The organism is Halobacillus aidingensis, from assembly GCF_900104185.1.
Lineage (GTDB): Bacteria > Bacillota > Bacilli > Bacillales > Halobacillaceae > Halobacillus > Halobacillus aidingensis.
In genome coordinates this window covers 36664-49739 of the sequence record NZ_FNIZ01000010.1, presented here as the reverse complement: position 1 = coordinate 49739, position 13076 = coordinate 36664, and the positions used below count along the sequence as shown (strand labels likewise).

The 13076-nt window shown below is 44.2% G+C and carries 15 protein-coding genes; 14 read left to right on the top strand and 1 reads right to left on the bottom strand.

Going from position 1 to position 13076, the window contains the following annotated elements; all coding sequences use genetic code 11:
• The first annotated feature begins 11 nt into the window (after positions 1–11).
• From pheA to yajC, 13 genes are all read left to right on the top strand, one after another.
• Entirely contained in the window at positions 12–878 is an 867-nt protein-coding gene (pheA, locus tag BLS23_RS11240; RefSeq protein ID WP_089652652.1) for a prephenate dehydratase, read from the top strand.
• 177 nt (positions 879–1055) lie between these two features.
• On the top strand, positions 1056–2123 hold the full coding sequence (gene safA / locus BLS23_RS22205; protein ID WP_089652651.1) for a SafA/ExsA family spore coat assembly protein: 1068 nt from the start codon (positions 1056–1058) through the stop codon (positions 2121–2123).
• Positions 2113–3072: an aminoglycoside phosphotransferase family protein gene (locus BLS23_RS11230; RefSeq protein ID WP_089652650.1), complete on the top strand. Its 960-nt coding sequence runs from the start codon at positions 2113–2115 to the stop codon at positions 3070–3072. Before safA ends, BLS23_RS11230 begins: the two co-directional genes overlap by 11 nt.
• A 35-nt stretch (positions 3073–3107) precedes the next feature.
• The gene (gene nadE, locus BLS23_RS11225) at positions 3108–3845 is read left to right on the top strand and encodes an NAD(+) synthase (RefSeq protein WP_089652649.1); all 738 of its coding nucleotides are present in this window, start codon (positions 3108–3110) and stop codon (positions 3843–3845) included.
• Between the two features lie 70 nt (positions 3846–3915).
• Positions 3916–4467 (top strand): YhcN/YlaJ family sporulation lipoprotein, encoded by a 552-nt coding sequence (locus BLS23_RS11220; protein ID WP_089652648.1) that lies wholly within the window; start codon positions 3916–3918, stop codon positions 4465–4467.
• An 881-nt stretch (positions 4468–5348) separates the two neighbouring features.
• Positions 5349–6101 (top strand): YebC/PmpR family DNA-binding transcriptional regulator, encoded by a 753-nt coding sequence (locus BLS23_RS11215; protein WP_089652647.1) that lies wholly within the window; start codon positions 5349–5351, stop codon positions 6099–6101.
• Between the two features lie 80 nt (positions 6102–6181).
• The gene (locus tag BLS23_RS11210; protein ID WP_089652646.1) at positions 6182–6751 is read left to right on the top strand and encodes a BofC C-terminal domain-containing protein; all 570 of its coding nucleotides are present in this window, start codon (positions 6182–6184) and stop codon (positions 6749–6751) included.
• A gap of 140 nt (positions 6752–6891) precedes the next feature.
• On the top strand, positions 6892–7509 hold the full coding sequence (gene ruvA / locus BLS23_RS11205) for a Holliday junction branch migration protein RuvA (protein WP_089652645.1): 618 nt from the start codon (positions 6892–6894) through the stop codon (positions 7507–7509).
• Between the two features lie 18 nt (positions 7510–7527).
• Complete coding sequence (gene ruvB, locus BLS23_RS11200) at positions 7528–8529, top strand: Holliday junction branch migration DNA helicase RuvB (RefSeq protein WP_089652719.1); 1002 nt, start codon at positions 7528–7530, stop codon at positions 8527–8529.
• The gene (locus tag BLS23_RS11195; RefSeq protein ID WP_089652644.1) at positions 8526–8723 is read left to right on the top strand and encodes a DUF2905 domain-containing protein; all 198 of its coding nucleotides are present in this window, start codon (positions 8526–8528) and stop codon (positions 8721–8723) included. The genes ruvB and BLS23_RS11195 overlap by 4 nt, the downstream gene beginning before the upstream one ends.
• Before the next feature lie 29 nt (positions 8724–8752).
• Positions 8753–9778 (top strand): tRNA preQ1(34) S-adenosylmethionine ribosyltransferase-isomerase QueA, encoded by a 1026-nt coding sequence (queA, locus tag BLS23_RS11190; RefSeq protein WP_089652643.1) that lies wholly within the window; start codon positions 8753–8755, stop codon positions 9776–9778.
• A gap of 31 nt (positions 9779–9809) precedes the next feature.
• Positions 9810–10949 (top strand): tRNA guanosine(34) transglycosylase Tgt, encoded by a 1140-nt coding sequence (gene tgt / locus BLS23_RS11185; RefSeq protein ID WP_089652642.1) that lies wholly within the window; start codon positions 9810–9812, stop codon positions 10947–10949.
• A 15-nt stretch (positions 10950–10964) separates the two neighbouring features.
• Positions 10965–11222: a preprotein translocase subunit YajC gene (yajC, locus tag BLS23_RS11180; RefSeq protein ID WP_089652641.1), complete on the top strand. Its 258-nt coding sequence runs from the start codon at positions 10965–10967 to the stop codon at positions 11220–11222.
• A gap of 48 nt (positions 11223–11270) precedes the next feature.
• Here yajC and BLS23_RS11175 read toward each other — a convergent pair whose 3' ends face one another.
• The gene (locus BLS23_RS11175; protein ID WP_089652640.1) at positions 11271–11654 is read right to left on the bottom strand and encodes a TIGR04086 family membrane protein; all 384 of its coding nucleotides are present in this window, start codon (positions 11652–11654) and stop codon (positions 11271–11273) included.
• 125 nt (positions 11655–11779) lie between these two features.
• Here BLS23_RS11175 and BLS23_RS11170 point away from each other — a divergent pair, with 125 nt between their 5' ends.
• The gene (locus BLS23_RS11170; protein ID WP_089652639.1) at positions 11780–13066 is read left to right on the top strand and encodes an ArsB/NhaD family transporter; all 1287 of its coding nucleotides are present in this window, start codon (positions 11780–11782) and stop codon (positions 13064–13066) included.
• Positions 13067–13076: the final 10 nt, after the last annotated feature.

Below are 13076 nucleotides of genomic sequence, written 5' to 3'. Positions count from 1 at the left end.
GAGGGGAAATCATGACGGAACAACGGATTGGATATTTAGGACCAAAGGGTACATTTACAAAAATGGCAGTGGATGCTTTGTTTGAAGGTGGAGAGTTCGTCGGATACGAGAATATTCCTGCCTGTCTGGATGCCGTGGAGGCAGGGGAAATCAGTACGGCCGTTGTCCCGATTGAAAATGCGATCGAAGGTTCTGTGCACTTGACGGTCGATTATCTCGTCCATCACGTTAACCAATCGATTATTGCAGAGCTTACGGTCCCAATCAAACAACACCTCCTCGTCCATCCGGATCATGAAGGGGAAATTAAAAAAGTTTATTCTCACAGCCATGCCATTGCTCAGTGTCACCAGTATTTGCACACCCAGTATCCAAATGCTGAAGTTGAAAACACAGCTTCGACAGGGAAAGCGGCTGAAGTTGTAGCAAGTGAAGGTCCAGGTGTCGCTGCGATTGCCAATCATTTAGCGGCAGAGCAAAATGGGCTAAGATTTATGGATACGGATATCCATGATTATGATAATAATCATACCCGGTTTGCGGTCGTCCAGAAGGTCCCGACCACTTTGAAAGTGAAAGATCATCCTGTAACGAAGCACAAAACGACGGTCATGGTTACATTGCCAAAGGATTATGTCGGAGCCTTGCATCAAGTGCTCGCAGCCTTTGCATGGAGAAAAATGAACTTATCGAAAATTGAATCAAGGCCACTGAAGACTGGTCTTGGTAACTACTTTTTCTTGATAGATGTCGATCAACCATATGATCACGTGCTTTTTCCTGGCGTGCAGGCAGAACTTGAAGCGTTGGGCTGTCAGTTGAAGGTGCTCGGAACGTATCCGAGTTACCAGGTTGATGTCCCGAGCCCTGTGAAATAAGCTTGATCCTCATAACCCCAGAATCCCTTTGTTAATAGGGATTCTGGGGTTTGTTTATATTTTTCATCAAATTATTATAGGCTTTTTCATCAATGTTTTGGCTTGTGTTGCATAGAGTGTTATGAAGCTATTATTGCCTTATTGTTTTTACAGAATTACAGGAAGGGAGTTGCAGATGTGAGAATTCACATTGTACAAAAAGGAGATACACTCTGGAACATTGCCAAGAAATATGGGGTCGACTTTGAACAGTTGAAATCCATGAATACCCAGCTTTCCAATCCTGATATGATTATGCCGGGTATGAAAATCAAAGTCCCTCAAGGTACAAAGCAAGTGAAAAAAGAGGCTCCTAAGAAAGAGGCCCCTAAACAACAAGCACCAGCACCTAAGAAGGAAATGCCTTCTCAACCACCATATAAAGATACAACACCAAAGCCAATTCCGAAGATTAAAGAAGATGAGAAGAAGCCTGCACCTAAAGGTGTGATGGAAAAACCGATGAAGCCGATGCAGCCTATCAACATGAATATGCCGATTACCATGCCGAGTATTGATCAGCAGATGCAAAATTATTATACAACTTTCCACCTTCCGCAAATGCCGATGCCACAGCCTAAAGAAGAATCGCCTAAAGAGGCTCTAAAAGAAGATGTAAAAGGTGAAAAGATGGAAGAAGTGAAGGGGATGAAATCTCCGGAACAAACTTCTATGCCCGAGCAATCTTATTATCAACCCATGCAGCCCATGCAGCAACCCATGCAACAGCCAATGCAACCGCAGGCGATGCAGCAACCAATGCAACCACAGTTGGTTCATACAGACTTTTATTGCTGCCCACCTTATCCTGTTATGATGCCGATGCACATGCCTATGCACCACCAGCCTATGCCGATGCAACAGCCCATGATGGGGGACGAATCAAGCGATGATATGGTCCAAGGCGTGCAAGCAGGTGGGGACTGTGGATGCGGAGGAGGACAGGGACCGCAACCATATGGACCGATGATGGGACCATGGGGGCAGCCTCCTTATGGTGCTCAGCAACCATGGGAGCAAGCACCTTATGGGGGCATGCAGCATCCGATGGGTTATGGACAACAGCAGCCTCCCCACATGGGGTGGGGTCAGCCACAGCAAGGTTGGGGTCAACCGAACCCACAACAAATGGGACAGTGGGATCCCCAGCAGATGGGCCAAGGATATCAGCAGCCTTGGAGGGAAGATGATGTAGATGAAAGCTGAACATCGAATGGGCGATTCATACACGGATCGCCTTTTTCAATGGATGCAAACGGAGGAAAAGCTTCCGATTGAATATGAACAGACCATCAAACCGAAGGTATATAAAGTAAAGTATGAAGGGCTGCCTTTTATTTTGAAGGGATATCGCAGATTTCATGTGATTGAAAAACAAGTAGAGTTTTTCGATCACTGGAATTATGCCTATAAAATAGCTGCAAGGCCGTATCCTTTCTATGACCGAGTATTTACCATCAGCAAACTTGGTTGTGATTGGGCATTATTTGAACGCGTGGAAGGAAGGCATGCAGACTTCAGCCGGCATAAGGATCGAAAACAAGCGGTCCGGATCCTCCATCATTTTCACCGAACCACCAAAGGAATCGGAGTGTTGTCGATTCCGAAGGATCCCTTATATGTAAAATGGGAAAGGCGTTTAGAACAATTTGAAGAAACGAAAGATTTATTCACGGAGTTACGGAAGCGGGAAATGTTTCAGGAACTGCATGCTTGCATGAGTAAGCGCCTGGAGGATTTTACAGATCATCCCTGGGGAGAAGTTGAGGAGAGGGCCTGGGACCGTCATGAATGGCTCCATGGAGATGTGGCTCATCATAATTTCATTGTCGATGCTGATAAGAATATAAAAATGATTGATTTTGACCTTTTGCATACCGGGCCTCGTTTATATGATCACATTCAACTAGCTCAGCGTTTTTTACCATATGTGGAGCTTAGAAAATCTACATTGCTGCCTTATTTTCCTCACGTTAATGACAAAGAGATCTGGTGGAAAGGCGTCCTCGTCCCCGCTGACCTTTTGAGGGAATGGCTATATGGATACCGGTTAAGTTTAAGGGAAGAAGCATCAGTGACCAGGCACATGAGAAAATTAGAAAAGGCATGGGAGAACCGGAAGAAGTTTGTCCGATATGCTGAGCATATGCTATGATTAGGTATCATATGTGTGAAAGGATGAACAATCCGGTGGAACAAAAAGTTGAAAAAATCGTGTCCTGGCTTCAGGAAAAAGTGAAAGAAGCAAAAGTGGAAGGGTTGGTCGTGGGCGTCAGTGGTGGAATCGATTCCGCTGTCGTTGCCAATCTAATTAAAAAAGCATTCCCTGACCGATCTCTGGGAGTCATTATGCCTTGTAAAAGTCAGTCCGATGATCAAATCCATGCGAAAAGTGTTGTGGAAGCATGCGAATTGCCGGTTATGACGGTTGATTTGACGGAGACACATAACGTCATGTTTTCAACGATCAAGCAGCAATTGAACGCTGCTGGCTCTCTGAATGAAGAACAAGAAAAGTTAGCCGATGCTAATTTAAGAGCCCGGTTACGAATGAGTACTCTGTATACAATAGCCACCAACCATAAATACTTAGTTGTCGGTACAGATAATGCAGCAGAATGGTATACAGGTTACTTCACGAAGTTCGGAGATGGAGGCGTTGATCTCGTCCCACTCGCAAACCTGACCAAAGGCGAAGTTCGAGAAATGGCTGAATATTTAGGTGTGCCTGACGAAGTCATCCATAAACAACCAAGCGCAGGACTGTGGGAAGGGCAGACAGATGAGAACGAAATGGGCACGAGTTATGACATGATCGATCGTCACTTGAAGGGTGAAGAAATTCCTGAAGAAGATCGTAACATAATCGAAGCGATGCACAAGCGTTCCGCACACAAGCGTCAACTGCCTCCTGCACCTCCAGAGTAAGCTTGGCGAATATTGACAGACTAAAACATTCTTCTTGGACCCATAGTAAGGGTAAAAGGAGAATGTTTTTATGTGGAAAATCGTTAGTATTCTTATGTTGACCTCGATAATCATGTTTGCTTGTCAGGCGGATGAAACCGCTGAACCGAAGGAAGAAGAATCTTCCCCTTATCAACCTCTTGGTTACGCTCAAGATGGAGCGATTGAACGCCGTGGGCAAATCCCTACAGGGAAAGACAGTTACTTTAAAAGGACAGCTGAAGAAGAGTTCAGAAATGCGAAGTATGGTGAAACCAATCGTTCTCATGACAATGACTTCAATAATGAAGATGCAATGGCTGTCGTGGAAAAGGTGAATGAATTGAAGGAGATTACGATGACTCAAGCTTATTCGACCGATGATAAAGTGTATGTAGCTGTCATGATTAACCCGTATGATATGAGAGATGAGACGATACCGGGAAAAATAGAAGCCAAGGTAAAGCAAGTGACAGATAAAGACTTGATCGTCTACACGAACAATAGTAGCTGGGACCAAATGAAAAACTTCAATTCACGCGAAGATACATCCGAAGCTCCTAAAAATATCAGAGAACGCATGCGCAATTTCTTCAATCAATAAGCTTTCTTTGTCTGTAAAGAGTGAAGTGGATGATTAGTTAGTAAAGTATATGACGGGATTCTTGAAGACTCAGTTTCGAGACTTTTGTTGAGTGGATGGGGGCTGCGGGGAATGGTTCGCTTTCCGCGGGAGCGCGGTGAGCCTCCTCGGACTGCGTCCTGTGGGGTCTCACCAAGCACTTTTTTCCCACAGGAGTCTCTCCATTCCCCTCCGCCCCTAGTCAAATAAGTGTCTCGAAACAGCTTCTGGAATCATTTGCTCCTACTCACAGCGAAAGTGGAAATATATATGTCCATGGCCTCTATTCTGGATGTGAAAGCTTGATATAGAGTGTTTTATAACTGCTTCTGATTGGAAGGGAGACAGCCTATCTTGGTATAGGGTTTCGTTTCACGCATACATCAAAATGGGGTGGTTGGGAAGCTGCGAGACTCCCGTGGGAGAAGGAGATAGGCGAGATCCCGCAGGACGCAGTCCGAGGAAGCTCGGCGCTCCCCCACAGGAAAGTGTTCAAATGCGGAATCGCCCTGTTAGACACGACTGGCATAAGCAGAACAGCAAAGGAATGTGTTTTTTCATTCCTTTGCTGTTCTGCTTATTACGCGAGTGTCTGGGCGATGGAGCTAGACGAGTAGCTTCCCAACCACCCCTGCCTCCAAATATGGTAGACGAACCCCGATTATCTCGAAACTAAGTCTTCCACTAAAGGGAGGTTATCTAATACTTACAATGAGTTGGAACAGTACCGGGGAATAAGAAAAGGTGTTGCTTTAAAGAAGAATGGGGGTTGTGATATATTTAAGGATAGAGTCATATGCGTAAGTATACTTACGAAAAATACAAAGAATGATAAAGATTTGTTTGGGAGAGGAGAATGTCCAATGGCTGGCCATTCAAAATGGAGTAATATCAAGCATCGAAAAGGTGCTCAAGATGCGAAACGCGGAAAACTCTTCATGAAGCTTGCTCGTGAGATTTTCATGGCGGCGAAACAAGGAGGCGGGGATCAAGAAACCAATCCTGCGCTTCGTATAGCTGTAGATAAAGCAAGATCAAACAATATGCCGAAAGATAACATCGATCGCGCTATTAAGAAAGCGACCGGCGATCTTGAGGGTGTCAATTATGAAGAATATACGTATGAAGGGTATGGTCCTGGCGGAGTAGCGGTCATGGTTAAAGTATTGACGGACAATAAAAACCGTACGGCTGCAGACGTCAGACACGCTTTCAATAAAAATGATGGCAATTTAGGAGAAAATGGTTGCGTTTCTTTCATGTTTAACCGCTCAGGTTATCTCGTCATCGACCGGCAAACAACAGAGGCCGATGAAGAAGAATTGATGCTTGAAGTCATTGAAGCCGGTGGAGAAGAAATGGAAACAACTGAAGAACAATTTGAGATTTATACAGATCCTGAATCTTTTTCTGATGTAAAACAGGCCCTGGAGTCTAGTGGATATGCGTTTACCACAAGCGAAGTGACGATGATCCCTGAAACCTATACGGAACTTGGTGAAGAAGGCGTAGAAAAAATGTTGAAGCTGATCGATATGCTCGAGGATAACGATGATGTGCAAGAAGTCTATCACAACCTCGATGCAGATGAAGCGATTCTAGAAAAATTATCGTGATCTCCCGTTGCTATGATAATAACTTCTGTTTCTGGACACAATAGAAACAGAAGTTATTTTTATTTAGGGGGGATCCTGTCATGAAACGATGGGCCTTGATTGTTGGGTTAACCATAGGCGTTGCCGTATTGAGTTGGTCGTTGATCGGCCAAACTCCACCGAAAACCTTTCAAGATAACACGCCTCAAAGAGTCATTCAGGGTAAGGAGAAGCAAACAGAATCAGTGGAAACATTGGTGAAGCCTGAACCTTTGAAACTGACGGTTATTTTGAAAGAGCATTATATAGATGGTGTGACAGAAACGACGAAGAAAGAAGAAACCATTTGGTCAATGATGGACTTTTGGGCCTCCTATGAGGGATGGATGGTGGAAGAACAGCATTTGGACAGAGTGGTTTTTCAAAGGGAAGTCGATGATATCTCTCCTTTGACAAAACAGACGGGGTATTTTGGGTTGACAGAGGGTGGGGAGTTAGCTGTCTTTCAAGGCCTTCCTAATCAAGGGAAGGTCATAGAGTCTTTTAAACCTGTACCCATTAAGCCGTTGGAGACAAAAAGAGAGAATGAGTTGAAACAGGGCATCAAAATCAAGGATCATCGTCACTTTGAGCAAGTCGTCCGTCAATTTTCCAAACAAGAAGAAATATAACAGACGTGAAACAGCCGCAAATTGTTGTGGCTGTTTTGTGCCGTTTCTAAGGGGAGCTACGGCTTTTAAGCATGGGCGAACATGTGCTTGTATGTTACAATAGGAAGGATAGCAATAAAGGGTAGAGAGGGAATTTTACAATGATTAGTTACGTGAAAGGGCAATTGACGACACTCGATGAAGGGTCGATCACTATAGAAACAGGCGGCATAGGATACGAAGTGCTATGCGCGAATCCATATCATTTTCAAGATGCGATGAACAATGAAGTGAAAGTACATACGTACCACTATATAAGAGAAGATAATCAATCGCTTTACGGTTTTAAGAAAAGAGAAGACAAACAACTATTCGCTCAATTACTAAACGTTTCCGGGATTGGACCAAAAGGAGCTCTTGCGATACTTGGAACAGTCAGCGTACCTGAATTCGTATCGGCCATTGAGCAAGAAGACGATAAATACTTAACGAAATTTCCAGGAGTCGGTAAGAAGACGGCTCGTCAGATGATCCTTGATTTGAAAGGGAAATTGATTGTCTGGCTTCCTGATGAAGATAATGAGGATACCCTTTTCTATAAGGAAGATTTGACCTCGAAAGAGAAAAGGGCAGTAGTGGACGACGCGATTGAAGCATTAAAAGCTTTAGGTTATACAGAAAAAGAAGTGAAGTTTGTCCGTACAGAACTTGAAAAAGCCAAACATGGCAGCGTGGATGATTATGTCAGACAAGGGCTGCAACTACTTATGAAATCTTAAGGTGAGGAGGGATGAATGTTGGAAGATCGTATGATATCTGGAGAACAACAGGATACCGATCAGGAGATTGAGCTTAGTTTACGACCAGAAACTCTGAAGCAGTATATTGGCCAGGATCAAGTGAAAAATAATCTAAGCATTTTCATTGAAGCGGCAAAAATGCGAAACGAGCCGCTTGATCATGCGCTGTTATATGGGCCTCCTGGTTTAGGTAAAACAACACTTGCCTCCATTATTGCTAATGAGATGGGCGTCCAGTTTCGAACGACGGCTGGTCCAGCAATTGAGAGAGCCGGGGATTTAGCAGCGATTCTGTCTTCATTGGAACCAGGGGATGTCCTGTTCATTGATGAAATCCATCGCCTCCCCCGTTCTGTAGAAGAAGTCCTCTATCCTGCAATGGAGGATTTCTGTCTTGATATTGTCGTAGGTACAGGGCCGAGCGCGCGCTCTGTAAGACTTGATCTTCCGCCTTTCACGCTGGTCGGTGCCACGACTCGAGCCGGGTTGCTTTCCGCACCTCTCAGGGATCGCTTCGGGGTGCACAGCCGCTTGGAATATTACGATACAAAAGCGCTTTGTTCGATTGTAGAACGGACAGCAGAAATCTTTTCTGTTGAAATCGATAGCGCGGCAGCTGTCGAAGTCGCACGTCGTTCTAGGGGTACACCAAGGATTGCCAACCGCTTGTTAAAGCGTGTCCGCGATATTGCTCAGGTAAAAGGGGAGACCGTCATTAGCAAGGAAACGACACAGGAAGCGCTGGAAATGCTTCAAGTAGATGCAGAAGGTCTTGATTTTATCGACCACAAATTGCTGAAAGGGATCATGGACAGCTTCCAGGGAGGACCCGTAGGCTTGGATACGATAGCCGCAACGATTGGAGAGGAGCCTCAGACCATCGAAGATGTTTATGAGCCTTTCTTATTGCAAATCGGCTATATCCAACGGACGCCAAGAGGCCGGGTGGTCACACCTAAAGCCTACGCTCACTTCAACAGGGAGGTGCCTGGCTCTTGACGGGCTTTGGTAAAATCTTTATTGTAATAGGGATTGTGTTCATATTGATCGGTATACTATGGAGTATATTTGGAAAATTACCAGGCGATCTCAGCTTTAAAAAAGGGAACGTCACGTTCTATTTTCCCATTATGACCTCCATTATCGTGAGCATTGTCCTTTCGTTGATTTTCTATTTCATAAGAAAATTTTGACCGATTAAACATAAGAATAGGGGATTCACATGGATATTAAGCAATACGATTTTGATTTACCGGAGGAGCTGATTGCTCAAGTTCCATTAGAAGATCGGACAGCTTCCCGGCTCATGGTTTGTGACCGTAATGAACAAACCATCGAACATCGACATTTTTCTCAAATCACCGATTACTTAGAAAAAGGCGACTGCCTTGTATTGAATGACACGAAGGTTTTACCTGCCCGGCTTTACGGTGCCAAAGAAGGGACCGGTGGGAAAGTGGAAGTCCTGCTTCTTCACCAGACCGAAGACGATGAATGGGACGTTCTTGTTAAGCCTGCAAAAAAGGTGAAAGTCGGGACGAAGATTGTTTTCGGAGAAGGAAAGCTTGTAGCCGAATGTACGGAATTGCAGGAGCATGGAGGGCGCAAGGTCAAATTTAGTTACGATGGAATTTTCCTTGAAGTATTGGAATCTCTAGGTGAGATGCCTTTGCCTCCGTATATTAAAGAACAGTTGTCGGATAGAGACCGGTATCAGACCGTTTATGCAAAAGAAGAAGGATCAGCAGCTGCTCCTACCGCTGGACTACACTTTACAGAAGAACTGTTAAAGGATTTGCAGTCAAATGGGATCGAACTCGCTTATTTGACGCTTCATGTAGGGCTAGGTACCTTCCGTCCCGTCAGTGTGGACCAAGTTGAGGAACATGATATGCATGCAGAGTTCTATCAGTTGAGTGAAGAAACAGCGGACCAGCTGAATGCTGTCAAAGAAAGAGGCGGTAGAATCATATCGGTTGGGACGACCTCCACCAGAACCCTCGAGACGATCATCCGTGATCACGGGACATTCAAAGAGGCGAGCGGTTGGACGGATATCTTCATTTATCCTCCTCAGAAGCTGAAAGCCATCGATGGTTTAATTACAAACTTCCATTTGCCGAAGTCCACACTAATTATGCTGGTAAGCGCATTTGCTGGACGCGATTTTATTTTGGAAGCCTATAGACAGGCGGTAGAGGAAAGGTATCGTTTCTTTAGTTTTGGAGATGCGATGTTCATAAAATGATCTCAAGGATCAAGAGTGAGAAAGGGTAGAAATCATGGCAATCACATATGAATTGATTAAAACATGTAAGCAGACAGGCGCACGTTTAGGTAAGGTCCATACGCCACACGGATCTTTCGAAACACCGATGTTTATGCCTGTCGGTACACTAGCAACCGTTAAGACAATGAGTCCGGAAGAATTGGAGCGGATGGGCGCACAAATCATTCTCTCGAATACGTACCACTTGTGGCTCCGTCCAGGAGAAGACATCATTGAAGAGGCGGGCGGTCTTCACAAGTTCATGAACTGGAACGGGTCTATTCTAACGGATTCCGGAGGTTTCCAAGTCTTCAGTTTGAGTGACCTTAGAAAAATTGAAGAAGAGGGTGTCCATTTCCGGAACCATATTAGTGGGGAGAAGCTTTTCTTATCTCCAGAAAAAGCAATGCACATCCAAAACTCTCTTGGACCAGATATTATGATGGCTTTTGATGAATGTCCACCATATCCAGCCGAGCATAAGTACATGAAAGACTCGGTAGAGCGTACGAGCCGCTGGGCTGAACGATGCTTGGAAGCACACCAACGTCCACATGATCAGGGTTTATTCGGAATCATTCAGGGCGGAGAGTACGAAGATTTACGTCGTCAGAGTGCTCGTGACCTGACATCTTTGGACTTTCCAGGTTATGCAATCGGGGGCCTTTCTGTTGGTGAACCGAAGGACGTCATGAATCGTGTTCTTGAATTCACAACGCCTCTAATGCCGGATCAAAAGCCTCGTTATCTGATGGGCGTCGGCTCACCGGATTCTTTAATTGACGGCAGTATTCGTGGCATTGATATGTTTGACTGTGTACTCCCAACACGAATTGCAAGAAACGGAACTCTGATGACTTCAGAGGGAAGACTTGTAGTGAGAAATGCGAAATATGCACGTGATTTCCGTCCGATTGACGAGAATTGTGATTGCCACACATGTAGAAATTACAGCCGTGCTTATATCCGCCATTTAGTCAAAGCTAACGAAACATTCGGTTTCAGACTTACGACTTATCATAATCTTTATTTTCTGTTAAACTTAATGAGGCAAGTGCGTGAAGCCATTAGAGAAGATCGACTCGGTGACTTTAGAGAAGAATTCTTTGAAATGTATGGTTTCAACAAACCAAACGCAAAGAACTTTTAGAAAGGGGGAAAATAAATGGATACATTAGTAGGTTTACTGCCAATTATTCTAATGTTTGTCATTTTCTATTTCCTATTGATTCGACCGCAGCAAAAGAAACAGAAGCAAGTACAACAAATGCAGTCGGACCTCCAAAAGGGCGATAGAGTTATAACAATCGGAGGACTTCACGGAACGATTCATGCGATTGATGAAGGTACTCTTGTGATTTCTGTACAAGATGGTACTCAACTGAAATTCGATCGTTCGTCCGTACGTGAAAAATTGAGCTAATCAAATGCAATCCCGCTACATATCCTTGTAGCGGGATTTTACGTACAGTCATCTCTTCACCGTTTTACGTGGCAGGTTGACCCCTATCATTCCTCCAAGCCAGGCCGCGAGGACCAATCCTCCGAAATAGCTCAACTGAGGCAGGGACACCCATGAGTTTTCAAAAATGACCTGAAATAAAATCATCGCACTGACGAAGATCAGTCCGGTCATCCCTCCAGAAAGCCATCCCTTTTGTTCTCCCTTATAAGCAGCAAGCATGCCACCAATGGCAAGTATGCTAATGCCGGCGACTAAAGCCAATTGATTGAGTGTCTCATATTCCATTCCAGTAAACCTTAGTAAAACTGCCAACACGCCAGCAAACACAATCATCAATATAAAAATTGAGCCGACTCCATACCCCAGGACCCCTGACAATAACTTTTTCATCCCATCCCCCCTTGATATGCTTGTCACTTTTATCTATATGCATGAAAACTCTATAGATAGAAGCAGATATTTTCCTATGGACTTGAATAAGTATTAGTAAAGTCCGTCCAAAAAGGGGAAGATCTATGTCAACTGTACTTGCAATACTTATTTTTGTAGCTAGCTATGTACTGATTATGACGGAGAAGTTAAACCGTGCACTGGTAGCTGTAGCAGGTGGCGTACTTCTATTAATGACAAAAATTTATGAGTGGGAACAAGCTTTTGGTTTTATAGACTGGGAAACCGTTGCCCTCCTTTTTTCTATGATGGTGTTGGTGTCTATCACGAAAAAAACAGGGATTTTCACTTTTTTAGCGATTTGGTTAGCGCAGCTTGTTAAAGGGAGACCTGTTCCACTTCTGCTTGTAACAGCGCTGTTTACAGCGGTAGGATCTGCTTTTTTAGATAATGTTACGACAGTCCTCTTGTTTGTACCTGTGCTATTAACCCTTGTAGATCGTCTGAAACTTCCGGCGTTTCCGTATTTAATCATGACGATTTTCAGCTCGAATATTGGTGGTACCGCTACGCTCATCGGTGATCCTCCGAACATTATGATCGGACAAGCGGTGGACCACTTCAGCTTTGTATCATTCCTTTATCATCTAGGACCAGTGGTATTGATTATTTTTGTCCTGGTGACGATAAGCGTCATCTTATTATTCCGAAAAGGACTTACGTATGATCACGCATTAGCTGAAGATTTAATGAGAGTAGATGCAAAGGAACATTTAAAAATGTCTCCTTTACTCTTTCAATCCATTTCCGTCATGCTCCTTACCATCATCGGTTTTATGATGCATCCGTTTATCCACATGGATATAACGACCATTGCGGTTAGTGGAGCCCTTTTATTGCTGTTTTTATCAGAAAAAGAGCTTGATGTTGAACATGTTTTTCAGGAAGTTGAATGGGTGACATTATTTTTCTTCATGGGATTGTTTATGCTTGTTGGAGGTTTAGAAACAGTAGGAGTGATCGATGAATTAGCAAGAGGAATGGTGTGGATCTCAGGTGGAGATATGCCGGTCACTTCAATGGTGATGCTATGGAGTGCAGGGATTCTTTCAGGTGTGGTCGATAATATTCCGTTTGTAGCTGCGATGATTCCTGTTGTGCAGGAGCTGCAAGGGTATGGAATGATGAACGTCGATCCAGTTTGGTGGTCTTTGGCTCTTGGGGCATGCCTTGGAGGAAACGGTACCCTTGTCGGAGCATCCGCCAATGTGGTAGTCGCCGGCTTAGCAGCCAGCCATAATAAACCTATTCCTTTTATTAAATTTTCACTGTACGGCTTCCCGGTTTTGATCCTTTCATTAATCGTATCATCCATTTACGTTTGGTTCCGCTATTTGCTTCCATTTCTCTAATAAAACAGCA

Coding starts and splice junctions, on each gene's coding strand:
- queA (WP_089652643.1), top strand. CDS start 8,753: ATGGATATTAAGCAATACGATTTTGATTTACCGGAGGAGCTGATTGCT.
- BLS23_RS11210 (WP_089652646.1), top strand. CDS start 6,182: ATGAAACGATGGGCCTTGATTGTTGGGTTAACCATAGGCGTTGCCGTA.
- yajC (WP_089652641.1), top strand. CDS start 10,965: ATGGATACATTAGTAGGTTTACTGCCAATTATTCTAATGTTTGTCATT.
- pheA (WP_089652652.1), top strand. CDS start 12: ATGACGGAACAACGGATTGGATATTTAGGACCAAAGGGTACATTTACA.
- BLS23_RS11170 (WP_089652639.1), top strand. CDS start 11,780: ATGTCAACTGTACTTGCAATACTTATTTTTGTAGCTAGCTATGTACTG.
- BLS23_RS11175 (WP_089652640.1), bottom strand. CDS start 11,654: ATGAAAAAGTTATTGTCAGGGGTCCTGGGGTATGGAGTCGGCTCAATT.
- ruvA (WP_089652645.1), top strand. CDS start 6,892: ATGATTAGTTACGTGAAAGGGCAATTGACGACACTCGATGAAGGGTCG.
- BLS23_RS11220 (WP_089652648.1), top strand. CDS start 3,916: ATGTGGAAAATCGTTAGTATTCTTATGTTGACCTCGATAATCATGTTT.
- BLS23_RS11215 (WP_089652647.1), top strand. CDS start 5,349: ATGGCTGGCCATTCAAAATGGAGTAATATCAAGCATCGAAAAGGTGCT.
- BLS23_RS11230 (WP_089652650.1), top strand. CDS start 2,113: ATGAAAGCTGAACATCGAATGGGCGATTCATACACGGATCGCCTTTTT.